A 16,726-nucleotide genomic window follows, 5' to 3' on the forward strand; every position below is an offset into this window, starting at 1 on the left:
ATAAGAACTTATTAATATAAAGTTCTATAAATCCACTAAATGAACCGGAGGAAAGAATGATTACTCTGAATTTATTGTTGGTCGCCCTGCTCATCGCGGCCACCGCGTTTTTTGTCGCTACCGAATTCGCCATCGTCAAGCTTCGCCCGAGCCGCGTCGATCAGATGGTGCAGGAGAACCGCAAAAACGCGGGCGCGGTCAAAAAAGTGACGGCCAATCTGGATGGGTACTTGTCCGCCTGCCAGCTCGGCATCACGATTACCGCGCTGGGCCTAGGCTGGCTGGGGGAACCGACTGTGGAGAAGATGCTCCATCCGCTGCTCGAACCTCTGCATATGCCCGAAGAAGTCGTATCGTTCCTGTCTTTCTTCGTCGCCTTCGTGCTAATGACATACGTACACGTCGTGCTCGGGGAGCTTGCCCCGAAAACCGCGGCGATCCATAAAGCGGAAGCCATCGCCCTGCTCACCGCCAAGCCGATTATGTTTTTCTACAAGATGATGTATCCGTTTATTTGGGTGTTGAACGGCTCCGCCAATTCGCTTATCCGCCTATTCGGCATGAAGCCGGCCAAAGAACACGAAGAAGCCCATTCCGAGGAAGAATTGCGCATCATCCTGACGGAAAGCTACGAAAGCGGCAAAATCAACAACACCGAATATGGCTATGTCAACCGGATTTTCGCCTTCGACGATATGCTCGCCCGCGAGATTATGGTGCCCCGTACCGATATGGTCTGCTTGTATGCCGATCAAACGACGGAACAAAACCTGAAAGTCATCAAAGAGGAGCAATATACCCGTTTCCCGGTCGCAGGCGGCAGCAAGGACGAAATTGTCGGCATGATCAATACGAAACAGTTTTTTCTGAGGCACGACGACAACCCGGATATCGAGCTGTCCGAGCTTATCCTTCCGGTCGTCCGGGTACCCGACACGCTGCCGATCAAAGCTTTGCTGCTCCGCATGCAGCAGGAACGCGTCCATATGGTTGTGCTGATGGATGAATACGGCGGCACATCGGGCATGATTACGATCGAAGATATTTTGGAGGAAATCGTCGGAGAAATCCGCGACGAGTTCGACGGCGAGGAAAAACAGGAGATCGAGAAGCTGGACGACAACCGGTTCGTCGTTGACGGCAAGCTGAGCGTGATGCGGATCAACGAGTTGTTCGATACCCATATCGAAAGCGAAGGAGCCGAAACCATCGGGGGCTGGCTATACGGACAGCGCGCCGAGCTGAAAAAGGACGACGAGTGGCATATCGGAAACCTCACGTTCATCGTCCGCGACAAAGAGCGGCACCGCATCCGCAAAGTGGAGATTATCCACGATGAGCAGTCCGGGGATGCAACGGCTGAGAATAGCACCGGCTTGAAGGAACGGACCGACGGGAACGATTCGGCAGACGTATAAAGCAAGCGCAAGCTGCGCCCGGCAACACGGACGCAGCTTGTTTCTTTTTCTAGCCGATGTGGTCCGTTCGCTCCATGTACAACAGCCCTGTACCGGGCTGAACAAAAGCAAGTGGTTAGCGTGGGGGACAGGACTGCGACAGGCCCGACGAGCCTTGGCATCGCTGGAGATTTTGCGGCTACAATTATTTAATGACATTAAATATAAGCTTAATGTCATTCATTATAAGGCGATAAGCTGCCTGCTATTTCCCGTAAGTCTTGCCTGCGGTATACTAAAACCTAGTAAGCTTGCCGAACGAACGGAGGAACCCTTTTGCCGGAACAAAAACGAATCGATTGCCTGAAGTGCATCCACTTTTATGTGACATGGGACCCGAAGCTGCCCAAAGGCTGCAAAGCGTTCGGCTTCAAAAGCCAAGGACTGCCGAGCCAGGTCGTCTTCTCTTCTTCGGGCAAGCCATGCATGCATTTCGCTGCAAAGCCCTCACGCTGAAGCATTTAGCCGGGAAGCCGGCAGCATTGCGGCCAGGCTGGTAAACCGTTGAAGGTGTTGCGCGGAACTTATTTCCGGTCGGCGGGCAGCAGATCCTGATAACGCTCCGATACGAACCGCAAATACTTGCGCAAATACTTGCGGCTGATATAAGCAATCCCTCCGACGATCCCTCCGACCACCAAGGAGAAGGCCATGCTCCATTCCGTAGGGACGGTATAGTAAGGACCCAAATCCATATTGATCCAGGTCGCCCCGAACGAACGGATGATGCCCGCCAACAAAATTAAAACAGTGCAGAAACCGAACCCATAGGCGATGGTAGCCAACACCGGAACGATCATGACGCTGAGCAGTCCGGTGGTGCAGTAAAAGCCGATCATGGCAAACGTCTCTCCCCACGTACGCTTCCGGCCCGGGTGGCTAAAATGCTCACTGCGGAACGCTTTGGCCAATTTGCTCGGATCGCCTAGCTTAGCCAAAATATCCGCCTCCCGCTGACCGTGGCTGATGCCCTCCTCGATATGGCTCTCGATTTCGCGTACGGCATCGAGCCGCTCCTGCTCCGGCATTTTGCTCAACGCTGCGTAAAGCTTCTCTATATAAGCTTTCCCCAACGGACTCACAAACGTTCCACTCCTCTGCTCTTTTTAATTTCCCCTACCGAACCCTCCAGCTTCTCCCATTCCTTGGACATCAGCTCCAGCATTTGCCGGCCGGACGCCGTCAGCGAATAATATTTGCGCGGAGGACCCGATTCGGATTCTTTCCAGAAAGATTCGATATAATTGTCCTTTTGCAGACGCCGCAGCAGCGGGTACAGCGTTCCTTCCGTGATGGCCAAGGGTTCCCATTCGCCGAGTTTTGTGACAAGATCGTAGCCGTAACGCGGCTCCTGGCTCACGAGCAGCAGAATGCAGTATTCCAAGATGCCTCTGCGCACCTGCGATGTCCATTCCGTTAAGTCCATAGGAAACGCCCCTTCCGGTACCATGTTACCACAAGATACTGTGCACTACAAGGTACTGTGTCAAATAAAGCCGTCCGGCTTTAACCGGACGGCCTTATTTGATTTCTGCGCCGCTTATTGCTATTTTACGACAGTCTTGTCGGCAATCTTTTCAGCGGTCTTTTCTTTCGGCAGTCTTTCCCCCGCCCGCTTTGGCATCAGGTCCGACGAACCCTTCCTGCCTTACGCAGCCCCGGAACGTCCGCCCACCGAAGCGGAACGACCGCGTATGATCAGGATCAACGAGAATGCGCCGATCATGAACAACGCTCCACTGAGCGTATAGACGCCTGATAAAGAGAGCGCCTCTTTCAACAATCCTGCAAACGACATCCCTACAACCATCGTCCCCGTAAAAATCGGGCTCAGCGCTCCGCCGACTCGGCCGACGAACGACGATTCGGTGTTTTTCAACATCATCGTATTGATTCCCGCATGGACGGTCGGGTAGAACAGGCCGGTTAGCACCTGAAGCAGCAGCGTGAGCGCAAGGCTGGACGACCAGCCGATGCCGGCCGTGCCGACACTGCTGACGATCAGACCGGTGGCAAGCAGCGCCTGCGGGCTAACTTTTTTGGCCAGTCCCACAATAAAGGCACCCCCTACCAGCATCGCCGCTCCGTTTACGGTCAGCAGCCATTGCAAAAACGTTTTGTCCCTACTCAGTTTCTCGATCGCCACATACAAACCGAGCGGCTGGATCATGCCGACGGCTATCCCCATAATGGCGAAAATCGCTCCCAACGTAGTGAGCACCCGACTTTCCCGTACGTAGCGCAAGCCGGCCAACATCTCCCGCTTGAAGCTGCGGTCGGCCGCCGCCCGCTCCGGTTCGGCGTCGCGGGGCAGCCGCGACAGCACAAAGCCGGACCCGACAAACATGACAACCATCAGCGCAATCGACAGCTCGATTCCATAGCGCTGGTACAGAAACGTGCCGAGAATCGGGCCGATCACCGTGAATACCGCGACCAGCGTTTGAAACATCGCCATAACCCCTTGCAGCTGTTCGGCAGGTACATGCTGCTTGAACAGCTTCATCCCCGAGGGCTGCGAAAACTGCGACAATATCGAGGAAACGAGGGTGGCGAACAATAACGCGTGCCACGACCCTGACAGGACGACTAACAGCACAACCAGAACGGACAAGGCCGACAGCATATCGCACCATACCATTGTCCGCTTCGGCGGCCACCGGTCGGCAAACGTTCCTCCGATAATCGCAAACACGAAGATCGGAGCGAATTCCGCCACCGAAATCAACGAGACATAAAGCGGGTCATTGTTCGTCAGATCGGTCACATACAGCAAAATAGCAAAATTCCGGACCCAGACGCCCAGTTGAAGCAGCATCCGGGACATCATGATCGTACGAACGTAACGATTGCGAAACAACACTTTCCTCTCCTTTACCAAATGAATGCGGGCAAACAAGCTGCAGCTTTAAACCCCTCTCGCCGAACGGGCGACAAATTCTCGCGACATCTACTTAATAATAGACAAAAGTGAATATCGTTTGAATTATATTGGATATAATACAATGACATCTAGTATATAGTCAACACTTTTCATTTTTGTCTAGGCGTACGCCAAAGAGGCTTGCCCGCCCCTTTGCGGGGCAGCAAGCCTCTTTCCCTTTCTTCCATCTCGTCAGGCAGCGGCGGCGCATTTCTTGCGCATTAAAAAGCCAGCTGCCCTCCATCGACCACGATCGTTTCCCCGGTTATGAACGCGGCATCGGCCGAAGCGAGGAAAGCAAACACGCCGGCGACATCCTCCGGTTTGCCGATGCGGCCGAGCGGGATCTTCGCACGGACGTATTCCCGGATAAACTCGGGGCTGTCGATCGCCTCCGACATCGGCGTCTGGATGTAGCCGGGACAGACGGCGTTTACCCGAATTCCTTTGGCACCCAGCTCGATGGCCATCGTCTTCGTGAGCAGCACGACCCCGCCCTTGGAGGCGTTATAATGCGCGTAGTTCGCTTCCCCGACCAGCCCGTTCGTCGACGCCATATTGATGATCGCGCCTCCGCCTTGCATCGCCATCCGTTTGGCCACCGCTTGGGCGGTCCAAAACATGCCGTTCAAATTGACATCGATGATTTTTCGCCAATGGTCGGGCTTGATGTCGAGCACCGGCTCTTCCCAGGCGATTCCGGCATTGTTGACCAGCACATCGATACGCCCGAATGCGGCTGCGGCGGCTTCGACCGTCTTCTCGACCTGCTGCTGATCGGACACGTCGACGACGTACGTCATCACCTCGGCTCCGGCTTGGGCCAACTCTCCGGCCGTCTCCAGCAGATCGGCCTCGCCGTCGGAAAGAAGCGCCAGCCGCGCCCCTTCCCCGGCGAACCGGCAGGAGATCGCTTTGCCTATGCCGCGCCCGGCCCCCGTAATCATAACCGTTTGTCCGGCAAATCGGTTCATGCTTTGCATCTCCTTCTCCTTCTTATTTTCGGGTTTTGGCGATCGCGTCAATCTCCACCAATAGGCCGCCCAAACGCCCTTCGAAGCAAGTACGAGCAGGCATCGGCTCGGTAAACCGGGTGCGGTATACGTTATTAAACCGCTCGAAGTCGTCGATATCGGCCAAAATGACTTGGACCTTCACCACATCGTCCAGCGTGCAGCCGGCTGCGCGCAAAATCCGTTCAATGTTATCGAGAGTCCGCTCGCTCTGCTCCTCGATCGTTCCCTCTACGGAACGACCCTCGGCATCCAGCGAGCCTTGTCCGGATACGAAAACAAACCCTCCGGAAAGAATCGCCTGCGAGTACGGACCGTCTCCCGTCGACGCCTCCGATGTGCGGATCGCATGTCTCATCGGTTCATTTCTCCTTCCGGCCGGCCGGTCGTCCCGCACCAGCCTACGATTGTTCGGGCATACATTTCCGTCAACAGCACTAAAGATTCCACCTCTACATATTCTTCGCCAGCGTGAGCATTCGCACCGGACGGTCCCCAGACGACAGCGGGCGTCGGGCTGTGCAGATTGAACATGAAAGCGTCGCAAGCGAACGGCGCGCCCTTCATCGTCGCCTCCGTACCGCATACGTCGCGCACCTCCTGTGCAAGCAGCGGCAGCAGCGGAAAATCCGGGGACACTTCGCAGCCGGGCAAAAACCGGATCAGCTTGACGAACTCCGGAAGCGGCGCCCCGGGGAACATTGAGGCAAATTCTTCCGTCAGCTCGCGCTCAAGCTCCCGCTCGCTCGTTCCCGGGTAGCACTCCACCCAGACGTCCACATCGCAGCGCTCCGGACCGACGTCGCACAACGCCGCGGCTATATCTCCCGCCACCGCCCTTGTGACGATAACCGGAAGGGCGGCAGCTTCGTCGTACCACGGAGCCGGCCCCGGCGAGTCGCTTCTCCGCCGCTCGAATTGCTCCAGAAAAACGAGGAACTTGCCGGCGTCGTAAAGCGGGTTGATCAGCGTCTCTCCGCTGAACGACAGGCCGGTCTTGCCGCGAAACGTGACGCGCCACAGCGCTCCGCCGCGCGTAGCCGGACAGACGGCCAAATTCGTCGGCTCGGGAATAATCGCCGCATCGGCGTTATACCCCATCAGCCGGCCGGCCAGCGTGCCGTTCGCGCCGCCGAACTCTTCGTCGACTACCGACTCGATCGTCACGTCGCCGTCCGGCTGCACCCCCAGCTCGATCAAACAGCGGACGGCCATCATCGATGCGGCGAGCCCTCCCTTCATATCGAAGGCGCCCAGCCCGTACAGCCTGCCGTCGATTTCCCGGGGCTCCCATGGCGAAGCCGACCAGCCCGGAGCGACGACCGCCGTATCCGCGTGACTGGAGAAGAGCAGCGATTTCCCTGAGCCGGTTCCCCGTCCTTTCCACCTTCCCGCCACATTGGGCCGATGCGTATAATCTTTGCCGGGGAAATAAGCCGGATGCTCGCGGAAGCCCGGCGCTTCCTCAGGCGAATAAAGCGCCGTTTCCAGCCCCATCGATGTTAAAGCGGCGGCGACGAACGTTTGACAATCGCGCTCCGTCCCGTCCGTAATCCGGTTCACCGTATCGTAACGAATGAGCTCGGACACCAGTCCGACGATTTCGCCGCGCTTTTCACGCACCCATTGTCCAATGCGCCGTTCCAATTGCTTGTCGACCATCCTCGTCCTCCTCTCCTCGCAGCGCCTGCTCTCTTCACGGTTGGGCGATGCGGCTCGCGGTCGAAATGAACTGGTACCATTGACAGTCCAAATACCCTTCCCTGCCCTGAAACGGCAGCCGCGGCTCCTCCAGCTCTTCCAGATACAGCGCAGCCCCGGACGAGTAATCCGTTATTCGCTTGATCGAGCTTTCGAGCGCTGCGATCAGGCTGCCGTACCGGTAGTCGATCACTTCCCAGCCAAACGGCTTGTTTACCTCGAACCACCGGTTTCGATGGGCGGCCTGCAAATCGCGCACTTGGCCGATCAGGCCGGGCATAACCGAATCGGCATAGGCCGCCAGGCCGTCCTGGTCCCGCTCGCGGTACAGCTTCGTAAGGTTGACGCCAAGCTCCGCCTTGACCGTCAAGATCGAGCACAGTTTGCTCAGCACCTCGAAGACGAAGCCGAATTCGCCGTTGCGTCCGGCCGCCGCCGCCAACCGCGGCCCCAATTGGCCGTAGTAGTCCGCCAGCCCGCGTCCGGTCAGATTGGCGTCGAACAGCCCCATCATCGGATGCTGCCACAGCATGACCCTTGAGGGATTGGCGTTGTTCGGGTTGCCTTCGGGAATGCCGGGAATTTCGTCGACGAGACGGATATCCATGAAGTCGTCGTACTGCCCGCCGGTGCAAAACGCGAACCGCTTGCGCAGCTTCTCCTCGGACAGCTCGGCGGCGTATCCGTGCTCGGCGAACAGCTGCAGCCCGAGCGTCGCCGAAAACCAATCGCATTCGGTCCCGTCATCCCCCCACAACGTGGCGATAATGTCGCGGACGCCTTCCCGCTTGCACACCTGCAAAGCGGCGTTTGTCGTTTGCAGCGTCAATCCATAATTCAGTACGAATCCTTTCCAGTTCCAGATGCCTCCGGCGAATACGGGCGTTGAGCCGAACGCTTTGTGCCGGCGTATCCAGTCCTCGTAGAACGCCTCGTCGCCATGGTAGTAGTCCCAATACACAAACTGTACATCCTTGGGCATGTCGGCCATAACACGTTCCGGAATGACGCAATCCTTATCGTAATAATCGCCGGTTCTGGAGCCTGCCCGGAAATACATGTCGCTCCACATCATCGGCTCCAGCCCGTGCTTGCGGGTAATCTCCAGAACGCGGTGCAAATGCTCGTTCATGATATCGAACTTGGTGCGGTAGCCGTTGCGGGCCAAATATTCGCCTTGACCGAGCTTCCACGCCTCGTCCATGCCGATATGGAACCGCTTCGTGCGGACGGGCTCCATCGCAGCCACAATCATCTGCTCGATGAAGGCGTACGTCCGGGGCTCGCCGACCAGCATCGTTTCCTCATCGTCGCGGATGTCGGCGAAGGCGCTCCATTTCAGGACATCTTTCAGATGGCTGAGTGTCTGGATGCACGGAATCAGCTCGATGCCGAACAAGTAAGCGTAATCGTCCAGCTCGCGGATCTCGTCCCGGCTGTAGCGTCCCCGCATATAGCCGAAGTAAGGCTGTTCCTTCACATCGTAGCTGTCTTCCGTATACAGCATGAACATATCCAGCCCCATTACCGCCATGTAGCGAATAAACCGTTTGACCGTCTCCGTCTTCATCACGGCATTGCCTTGCGATACGTCGAACATCGGTCCGTTCATGGCGAACTGCGGCGTCTCGCGAATGTCGAACGACTCCAGGCCGCCGCGCAACGCTTCGATCATCAGGCCGAGCCCGCGGTAAAAATGGATGGTGCGCGAAAAGCTTATCGTCGCCTCGCCGGCCGGATCTCCCTCCGTCCCTTGTTCCAGGACGGCAGCCCTGCGGACGCGCAGCTCCGGCTGTCCATGGCGCACCAGACGCACCGGTACCCCGTCCGCAGCCAGCTCAAAGCCCAGCTCTAGCGATAGTTCTCGAATTCCTTCCTGCAAACCGTCCATATCCCCATATAAATGCAACCGCATATAGTCCTCCATTCTCGCGTCCGTGCTTCGACAGGCGGAGCGAGCTTTGTTATAATGAAGCCGTCGATACCTTATACGATACCAGCGGAAGCGCATGGAGGGTAGGTATGCCATGACCAAGTTGTTGGACTATATGATCAGCCCTTTGCCAATTCGCATCATTGACCTGAAGGTCGATCCGGCGAAGCTGCGAATCAAGGGGCTGACCCCTTGCCAGTTCGGCCATTTGCCCGGAAGAATCCCGATCCGCCGCGACTCCACGACCGAAACGTGGGCGTTTACGTACATCGTGCGCGGCAGCGGAACATATCAGGTCGGGAATGGTCCCGTTCAAAGGCTGGAAGCCGGAAGCGTGTTTTGGGAATATCCGGGCGAACGGTTTCATTTTGGGCCGGACCCGGGCAAGGACTGGGACGAATACTATGTCAACTTCGAAGGACCTCGCGTGCTGGAATGGCTGGACGGGTTGATCGCGGAGCCTAACAAGGCGCTCAAGGTCGGCTTGGACGGCACTTGGATCCGCAAGCTGGAGACGATCGGCGATTATATGGATAGCGGCCTTGCCGACAATATCGACCGGGCCTCGCTCTTGCTGGAATCGCTCATTTTCGAATTTTGCAGCGCAGGGGACAGCCGCAAGCCCGGCCTTCATCCGGAACGAAGGCCCGAACTCGCGCTGCGCATTCTGGAGGATATCGGGGGAAGCTTGTACAAGCCGTGGGCCGAGCGCGATATATGGGAGCGCAACCATATCTCCCGCTCCACGCTGCGCCGCATTGTCCACGAGCATACCGGTTACGCCCTGAACGAATACGTCAGCCGGTTGAAAATATCCGAGGCGAAAAAGCTGCTGCGCATGACCAACCTGCAAATCAAACAGATTGCGCACATGCTCGGCTTCGAGGATATCGCTTATTTCGCCCGGCTGTTCAAAAAGTTCTCCGGCTCGTCGGCCATGGCCTTCCGGGCAAAGCATCGCGATGGAGTCAGGGATGCCTAATCCCGCCTCCTGTGCAATCCCGTTCGCCGCGGCTTCGCCCTGCAAGGTCCGCTGCAAAAACTTTGCCATCCGGCGCAACGACCGTCTTCATCCCCCTCTGCATAAGCAGAAAAAAGAGCTTGTGTCGGCCCCCTTCGCAAGGGACGCGATCACAAGCTCTTGTCTTCGTCTGCTACGATGGCTACGGCCCGCACGGGCGATCCGTCGCCATCCTTGATTTTTAACGGAAACCCGTAAAACCAAAAATCTCGATCAACCGGCAGCAGCTCCAGATTGACCAGATCGGTGTACGTCACGATGCCGCAGCCGAGAAGCGCCCGTTGGAGCGGCTCGGTCAATGCCCCGCCGACAAAACCGGGCTTGCAAGCGATCAGCTTGTCGGCCGCCTCGATCCCCGTTTCCCGGGCAAAAAACAGCCCGGTCTCGCTCGGCCAATCGGCGGAATCGGTCCAAACAAGACGGGCTTTGCCGAAAAAACGGCTAAGGGGCATTTGGTCCAGCGTTCCCCCGCCGTCATGCATGTGCGAGAACGCGTCGACATGCGTACCCGTATGCGACCCCAGCTCAAGCCGCCTCAGCTCCCAACCGTTCGCATCGCGCGTATGCACGATGTCCACCCGCACTTTCGGATCGCCGGGAAAAACCGGCATGCCGGTATACAACGGCTGCGACAAATCGATAATTCTCATCGGACTCCCTCCATCCACAAGCTTGTCCGTTCCCGTTCTCCGCCAGCCGTCAAGACGTTCGGCCGCCCTTGCGCTTGCGCAGTACAAGCACCGTACTGGCGAAGACCGCGGCCAGAAGCACGACCAGAACGACGATCGGCGTCGTCCTGCCGCCGCTCTCCTCTGGAGCCGTTGCCGGGCTTGTCGGCACGTTTTGCCCGGCGCTTCCGCCTGCTTGAGCCGCGTCCGCTGACGACTGGGCAAGCTTCACCGAAAACGAAAACGTATTCTCGACAGGGTGTCCGTCTCTTCCGACGATTTTACAGGTTACGGTGTAATCGCCGTCCGGAAGCGTCTGCTCCAACTTGCCGCTCAGCTTGCTTTTGTCGGCTTTGATGCCGGTTACCTTCCACTGTTCATTGCGGGCATTGCGCACTTCAAACGTGCTGAGCGATTCAACGTCGGTATTGAATTCCATGGTGATTTCATGTAAGGGGGCTTCGATTGAGGCTCCGCCAGCCGGAACCGACGACTTCAACGCGGTATGCGCCGATACGGTGAACGGCGCTGCCAGCAGCAGCATAATGGTCATGAGCCCGATCCGCCATTGATTTTTCATAGGTCAGCAGCCTTTCGCTTCAGATAACGGGCTGCGGTTGCAGTCCCTCACTCATTATAGCAAACCGGCCTCGCGGCTTCGCGGGAAATAAGGACAACTTTTCGAACAATTGTCATACGATCGGCGGCTTGCGGACAGGCTGTATGCTATGATGAAGAGGTGCGAACGACGTGTCAGGATGGAACAACCACTTATACCCGGAACGAGGTGCATGATGAAAAAAACAATGCGCATGGTCGGAACGCTGGCCCTGGCTTTCACGTTTACGATTACGGCGGCCTGCGGCAAAGCCGACGAACACGATAGTCACGGCCCCCATGGCGATATTCAGGAGAAAACCGCTTCGATTCAAACACTGCCCTCTTTCCTGGACTCGCAGCGCGAGGAAATCCGCACCGCCTACCGGCTGGCCGCCCAATCGGCCGAGCTGCTGCAATGGATTCCTTGCTATTGCGGCTGCGGCGAAAGCTCCGGGCACAGGAGCAACGAAAACTGCTTTATTCAAAAGATCGAAGCCGACGGCTCCGTCGTCTGGGACGATCACGGTACGCGCTGCGGCGTCTGCATGCAAATTGCCGTTACGACCTACCAATTGAAGGAGCAAGGCAAATCGGCAAAAGACATTCGCCAGACGATCGACGCCACTTACAAGACCGGTTACGCCAAGCCGACTCCGACTCCGATGCCGAACTGATCGGATGCCCCATATCCCCCAGGCGGGAGGGCTGTCCGTAAAGTCTCTGCCGATTATGCCACAGAAAGGTTTGCGATCATGTACGCCTATTTCTCGGAAACGCTGCTGTATCTTTGCTTCGCCTTCGTCTGCGGAGCTCTTCTGCTGAATGCGGTTCCGGCGGCGAACAAGCCGGATATCCGTCTGCCGGGCTTGCTGCTGTTCAATGCGGTGATCGGCATCGCACTTCTCTCGCTTGTTCCGGTCATCAAGAACACGATCTTTTTGACCCAATTCGCCGGCCCGTTCTGGGACATTATCGACGATGTGCTGCTGGATCTGGAATTCGGCAAAGCATGGCTGTGGATGTTCGGACTGTGCACGATTTTCCTGGCGTTGACCGCTTACCGCGATCCGGCCAAGCACCCTGCGGTGAACGCCGTCGCCGGGCTGCTCGCGCTAGGTCTGCTGTTTGCCTACGGCTGGGCTAGTCATGCCGCCGGATTGTCCGAATCGTGGGGGTTCCTCGCCCAAACGATCCATATCGCGGCCGCAAGCGTATGGATCGGCATTCTGCTGATTGCCGGGTGGTTCGCCCGCCCTTCGGATAACTGGCTGCGATTTCTGCGCTGGTTTCACCCGCTCGCGATCGGCTCCGTACTGCTGATCGTCGCAGCCGGTCTCGTGCTGATGGCCTACATCGTGCCGAGCTATCCGAACAGCTGGATCGTCTCGTACGGACAAGCTTTGCTGATCAAGCATTTGCTGCTGGCGGCGGCTCTCGTGTTCGGCCTGCTGAACGGATTTCTGCTGAAAAGCAAATTGCGCCGTCAGCCGGGCTTCGATCCGCGTCCCTGGTTTCGAGCAGAAAGCGTCGTGCTGACGTTGGTCTTTGCCGCAACCGCTTTTATGGGCATGCAACGACCGCCTCACGACGATCCAGAAAACCCCGAGCCGCTCGTATCGTCGGAGCTGTTCCGCCTTCTACACAAGGGCGAGTCCGGCGAGAGCCTGCGCGCGGTGTTCGGCTTCAGTCCGGCGGCAGCCGCATTCGGTCTGATCGCACTCGTCTTTCTGTTCCTTATGCTGCTGTGCTGGAAACGCAACGCCCCGTGGAAGGCTGCCTCGCTCGGCGTCGGCTTCGCAGCGGCTGGCTTTCTGTCAGCCATGCTGTTTCTGCGGTAGCCGAGCGGCTCTGCGGGTATCCGTACTTCCCAACCTCCCCTGTAGTATGAAAGGGCTGTCTTTAAGCGGAATTCCCGCTAAAAGACAGCCCTCTGCCGTTTCAGTAGCGGCAGGCCGCTCGCATAGAATATGCCAGGACGAGCCAAAACTTCATATAAACCGAACCGGGTTACTTTCTCAATTCTGTTACTTTCTATTCTGCACTGTATATCGGCCGCCATCCGCTTGTTCCATGCATCCTGTATGGTAAAGTACTAGTCCGTCTGACACTCCTCGCAAATGCCGTACACTTCGAACCGGTGGTTCACGATTTTGAATTTGCCGGGAAGCTCGAGCGATTGGTCCATCGGACAATATTCGAAGGACAGCGTCTTCTCGCAGTTAATACAGATCAGATGATGGTGGTGATGGCTCATGCAGCTTCCGCGGAATTTCAGACCGCCGTCCATAAAATAAAACTGCTCCAAGGCCCCCATTTCACTTAGCAACCGCAAATTGCGGTACACCGTGTCGAAGCTGACGCTTGGATAGTCGACCGTCATCCGGTCATAAACGTCCTTCGGGGACAAGTAGCCTTCGTTTTTGACGAAAATCTCCGCTAGCGTCCGGCGCTGTTCCGTAATTCTCCAGCCGTTTTTAGCCATAATATCGATCATTTGCTGAACCTTGTTCGTCTCCGTCATGAAGCAAAATTCCTTTCCGAGTCAACTCATTTTCAACGGATCGATACCCGAAGCGGCGATCGCGGGTTGCCCTGTGTCCGGCATGCTGCCGCCCGACAGCAACCGGTAATTCGCCTCAGCGCTCCGTTAACGTTATGGCTCTTATTGTAGCACAATTTGGTTGAAGTTGAAAAAAGAACGGCTTCCGTGTCGAATGACGGAAGCCGATTTGCTGACGGGACGGTCGAGCGCACTCCATTCCTCTGAAAGACGGCCGAGCGCGTCTGCCGGAGACGATACGAATAGATCGATTCGAGGCTGATCAGGCCGCCATCCTGACGGCAGTCCCTCCACTTGTCCGGTTCGCGCTGCCGGGCTGGCGGAGCAGACGGGGCGCGACAAGCACAGTTGCAAGTGCCGACTCCTCCGCCCCGCGCCGGAACAGCGCGATCAATGCGGCTGCATCTCCCTTCGCATAAGCGGCAGCCAAGGAGCGGACCAGCCGCTGCATGCCGTCGGCGACGGAGGGCGGGGACAGCTCGCCGTTCAGCTCCTTCCGGACATGTTCGAGCGACACGCGCGCACGATGGAGCGCCGCTTTGACCGCGCCCTCTGTCGTCGCAAGCAGTTCGGCAGCTTCCGCTGCGGAGTAGCCCAACACGTCGCGCAGCAAAAATACGGTTGCTTGCAAAGCCGGCATATGGGTCGTCAGCGCCCGAAATACCTCCTCGAGCTCCGTGCGACCGGTATCGGCTTGTTCGGCCCGGGGAGAGCGCTCCCGCTGTACGATGCGGTTCAGCGCAGACTGCCGCCGTGCCTGATCGATTCGAATATTTTTGGCGATCCGCAGCAGCCAAGCTTCGGGATTCGCATGAGCCGCCGAGCCCCGCGCGCTGAACGCCTTCGCCCACGTTTCCTGGACCAGATCCTCGGCATCCCACGTCGAGCCGGTAATGGACAAACAATAACGATGCAGAACGGCGTGCAGCCGCTCCATGCCGGCAACCTCCGTAACTACCGCTTTGTTCAATCGTTCGGCTGCGATCATTCCGCATCCTCCTTTGCATCATTCAGACTATATCCAGTAAACGAATAAAACCCGACAAAAGATACGCTCTCTTTATTTTATGGCTCCGCACGCCAAAAATCCACCTTCGTATCTTTTCGCGGGGCCGGTTCGTTTACAGGGAGAAGACGATTGAAACCACGAATGGAGGGATTCAACATGAGCTTGCATATTCCTTACGTCATCGAGCAGACCGCCCGCGGCGAACGCTCGTACGACATTTATTCCCGGCTGCTGAAGGACCGTATCATCTTCGTCGGAGCGGCGATCGACGACGCTTTGGCCAATACCGTCGTCGCTCAGCTGCTGTTCCTGGCGGCGGAAAATCCGGAGAAGGAAATTTCGATGTACATCAACAGCCCGGGCGGCTCCACTTCGGCGGGTTTTGCCATCTACGATACGATGCAGTTCGTCAAGCCGCCGGTGCATACGATCTGCACCGGGTTCGCCGCTTCGTTTGCCGCGCTGCTGCTGCTGGCCGGGGAGAAGGGCAAGCGGTTCGCGCTGCCCAACAGCGAGATTATGATCCACCAGCCGCACGGAGGGGTGCAGGGCCAGGCGAGCGATATCGCAATCAGCGCCAAGCGCATCCTCGACATCCGCGCCAAGACGAACGCGATCACCGCCGAGCGTACCGGGCAGCCGCTGGAAAAGATCGAGCGGGATATGGACCGCGACTACTTCATGACAGCCGCGGAAGCGATGGATTACGGCATTATCGACCGGGTCATTACTTCGCTCTAAGCTGCGCGCGGTCGAAGAGCAGCCGATGGCCGCGCCGCGTGAATCCCCCGGCGCCGGCGCCTAGCGCTGTCTGCATAAGTCGCGCTCTATGCGCACGGCATTCGAAAGCCTCCGTCTTCCGGCAAGCGGAAGCGGAGGCAATTCGGCTGTCTACGCAGCCCGATTTTCGACTGCATACCGGCCTATATCATATTTTTGCCGTAAAAAATTTCGTCCATCTCGCTTTTCAGCCGCTCCGTAATTTCTTCCTCTTCGCCGGGCTCCAGCTTGTCCTTCGTATAGCCGAACAAGTAATTGTTCAGGTCGAACCGCTTCAGCTTGCACTTCGTATGAAAAATATGTTCCTGGTACACGTTCACGTCGATAAAATCGTACTGCTCGATAATCTCGTCGGGAATGTAGTTCTGAATCGAACTGATTTCATGGTCGATGAACAGCTTCTGGCCGTGAATGTCGCGCGTAAAGCCGCGGACGCGGTAATCAATCGTCATGATGTCGGTGTCGAACGAATGGATCAAATAGTTCAACGCCTTGAGCGGCGATATTTCGCCGCAAGTGGACACGTCGATGTCGGCCCGAAACGTGCTGATGCCCTCGTCCGGATGGTATTCGGGATATGTATGCACCGTAATGTGGCTTTTGTCCAGCTGCATCACGACCGACTTCGGCAGCGGGCCGGGCGATTCGTCGTACGATTCGTGCGGCACCTCGACGATCGGTCCTTCGGAAATGAGAAACGTCACGCTCGCGCCCTGGGGCACGTAATCCTGCTTGGCCACGTTCAGCACATGAGCCCCGATAATGTCGGTCACCGCGTCGAGAATCCGTTTCAGCCGATCGGAATTGTACTGCTCGTCGATATAGGCCAAATACGCCTCCCGTTCCTTCCTCGTCTTCGTATAGCAAATGTCGTACATGTTGAAGCTGAGCGACTTGGTCAAATTATTGAAGCCATGCAGCGTAATGCGCTGTTCCGGAGTCAATTTCATCGTTGCATTCCTCACTTTCCTCGTGGTGGGCGCCTCTCTATTTCTTACCCTTCCGGCCTGCAACAAAAACGGCTTTGTCCGAATCATCAGACAAACCCGTTTTTATCTTGG

At 57.1% G+C, this 16,726-nt stretch carries 18 protein-coding genes; 6 read left to right on the forward strand and 12 right to left on the reverse strand.

All coding sequences use genetic code 11. From position 1 onward, the window contains the following. Nucleotides 1-56 precede the first annotated feature (56 nt). A complete protein-coding gene (locus ABD796_RS16360; RefSeq protein WP_344909294.1) occupies nt 57-1,418 on the forward strand; it encodes a hemolysin family protein in 1,362 nt (453 codons plus the stop codon). 315 nt (nt 1,419-1,733) lie between these two features. After that, on the forward strand, nt 1,734-1,913 hold the full coding sequence (locus tag ABD796_RS16365) for a uracil-DNA glycosylase (RefSeq protein WP_344909296.1): 180 nt from the start codon (nt 1,734-1,736) through the stop codon (nt 1,911-1,913). 68 nt (nt 1,914-1,981) lie between these two features. Here the strand turns inward: ABD796_RS16365 and ABD796_RS16370 are convergent, their stop codons facing one another. From ABD796_RS16370 to ABD796_RS16400, 7 genes are all read right to left on the reverse strand, one after another. After that, the gene (locus ABD796_RS16370; protein ID WP_344909298.1) at nt 1,982-2,539 is read right to left on the reverse strand and encodes a DUF1700 domain-containing protein; all 558 of its coding nucleotides are present in this window, start codon (nt 2,537-2,539) and stop codon (nt 1,982-1,984) included. Continuing rightward, nucleotides 2,536-2,883, reverse strand: coding sequence for a PadR family transcriptional regulator (locus tag ABD796_RS16375; protein WP_344909300.1), 348 nt, complete (start codon nt 2,881-2,883; stop codon nt 2,536-2,538). Before ABD796_RS16375 ends, ABD796_RS16370 begins: the two co-directional genes overlap by 4 nt. Before the next feature lie 222 nt (nt 2,884-3,105). Continuing rightward, on the reverse strand, nt 3,106-4,317 hold the full coding sequence (locus ABD796_RS16380; RefSeq protein ID WP_344909302.1) for an MFS transporter: 1,212 nt from the start codon (nt 4,315-4,317) through the stop codon (nt 3,106-3,108). Nucleotides 4,318-4,601: 284 nt separating this feature from the next. Next, nucleotides 4,602-5,354, reverse strand: coding sequence for an SDR family NAD(P)-dependent oxidoreductase (locus ABD796_RS16385; RefSeq protein ID WP_344909304.1), 753 nt, complete (start codon nt 5,352-5,354; stop codon nt 4,602-4,604). Between the two features lie 22 nt (nt 5,355-5,376). Then, entirely contained in the window at nt 5,377-5,751 is a 375-nt protein-coding gene (locus ABD796_RS16390) for a RidA family protein (RefSeq protein WP_344909306.1), read from the reverse strand. Next, nucleotides 5,748-7,055 (reverse strand): M20/M25/M40 family metallo-hydrolase, encoded by a 1,308-nt coding sequence (locus tag ABD796_RS16395; RefSeq protein ID WP_344909308.1) that lies wholly within the window; start codon nt 7,053-7,055, stop codon nt 5,748-5,750. The genes ABD796_RS16390 and ABD796_RS16395 overlap by 4 nt, the downstream gene beginning before the upstream one ends. A gap of 34 nt (nt 7,056-7,089) precedes the next feature. Then, nucleotides 7,090-9,009 carry a beta-N-acetylhexosaminidase gene (locus ABD796_RS16400; protein ID WP_344909310.1) on the reverse strand — a complete coding sequence of 640 codons (1,920 nt, stop codon included), beginning with the start codon at nt 9,007-9,009 and terminating at the stop codon, nt 7,090-7,092. A 112-nt stretch (nt 9,010-9,121) separates the two neighbouring features. On the opposite strand from ABD796_RS16400, the gene ABD796_RS16405 reads away from it, so the two are divergent. Further along, a complete protein-coding gene (locus ABD796_RS16405; protein ID WP_344909312.1) occupies nt 9,122-10,009 on the forward strand; it encodes an AraC family transcriptional regulator in 888 nt (295 codons plus the stop codon). A 149-nt stretch (nt 10,010-10,158) separates the two neighbouring features. Here the strand turns inward: ABD796_RS16405 and ABD796_RS16410 are convergent, their stop codons facing one another. Then, nucleotides 10,159-10,698 carry a cyclase family protein gene (locus tag ABD796_RS16410; RefSeq protein WP_344909314.1) on the reverse strand — a complete coding sequence of 180 codons (540 nt, stop codon included), beginning with the start codon at nt 10,696-10,698 and terminating at the stop codon, nt 10,159-10,161. Nucleotides 10,699-10,747: 49 nt separating this feature from the next. After that, nucleotides 10,748-11,296 carry a copper resistance CopC family protein gene (locus ABD796_RS16415; RefSeq protein ID WP_344909316.1) on the reverse strand — a complete coding sequence of 183 codons (549 nt, stop codon included), beginning with the start codon at nt 11,294-11,296 and terminating at the stop codon, nt 10,748-10,750. A gap of 214 nt (nt 11,297-11,510) precedes the next feature. On the opposite strand from ABD796_RS16415, the gene ABD796_RS16420 reads away from it, so the two are divergent. Together ABD796_RS16420 and ABD796_RS16425 are read left to right on the forward strand one after the other, a co-directional pair. Next, nucleotides 11,511-11,990: a PCYCGC motif-containing (lipo)protein gene (locus ABD796_RS16420; protein ID WP_344910279.1), complete on the forward strand. Its 480-nt coding sequence runs from the start codon at nt 11,511-11,513 to the stop codon at nt 11,988-11,990. 78 nt (nt 11,991-12,068) lie between these two features. Then, entirely contained in the window at nt 12,069-13,154 is a 1,086-nt protein-coding gene (locus ABD796_RS16425; RefSeq protein WP_344909318.1) for a copper resistance D family protein, read from the forward strand. Between the two features lie 254 nt (nt 13,155-13,408). Here ABD796_RS16425 and ABD796_RS16430 read toward each other — a convergent pair whose 3' ends face one another. Both ABD796_RS16430 and ABD796_RS16435 read right to left on the reverse strand, forming a co-directional pair. After that, nucleotides 13,409-13,837, reverse strand: coding sequence for a Fur family transcriptional regulator (locus ABD796_RS16430; RefSeq protein WP_344909320.1), 429 nt, complete (start codon nt 13,835-13,837; stop codon nt 13,409-13,411). 301 nt (nt 13,838-14,138) lie between these two features. Beyond that, on the reverse strand, nt 14,139-14,864 hold the full coding sequence (locus ABD796_RS16435; protein ID WP_344909322.1) for an RNA polymerase sigma factor: 726 nt from the start codon (nt 14,862-14,864) through the stop codon (nt 14,139-14,141). Nucleotides 14,865-15,041: 177 nt separating this feature from the next. On the opposite strand from ABD796_RS16435, the gene clpP reads away from it, so the two are divergent. Next, nucleotides 15,042-15,626 carry an ATP-dependent Clp endopeptidase proteolytic subunit ClpP gene (gene clpP, locus ABD796_RS16440; protein WP_344909324.1) on the forward strand — a complete coding sequence of 195 codons (585 nt, stop codon included), beginning with the start codon at nt 15,042-15,044 and terminating at the stop codon, nt 15,624-15,626. 182 nt (nt 15,627-15,808) lie between these two features. Here the strand turns inward: clpP and speD are convergent, their stop codons facing one another. Further along, nucleotides 15,809-16,615 carry an adenosylmethionine decarboxylase gene (gene speD, locus ABD796_RS16445; RefSeq protein WP_344909326.1) on the reverse strand — a complete coding sequence of 269 codons (807 nt, stop codon included), beginning with the start codon at nt 16,613-16,615 and terminating at the stop codon, nt 15,809-15,811. Between the last annotated feature and the right edge of the window lie 111 nt (nt 16,616-16,726).

The organism is Paenibacillus hodogayensis, from assembly GCF_039536325.1.
Classification (GTDB): Bacteria; Bacillota; Bacilli; order Paenibacillales; family NBRC-103111; genus Paenibacillus_AB; species Paenibacillus_AB hodogayensis.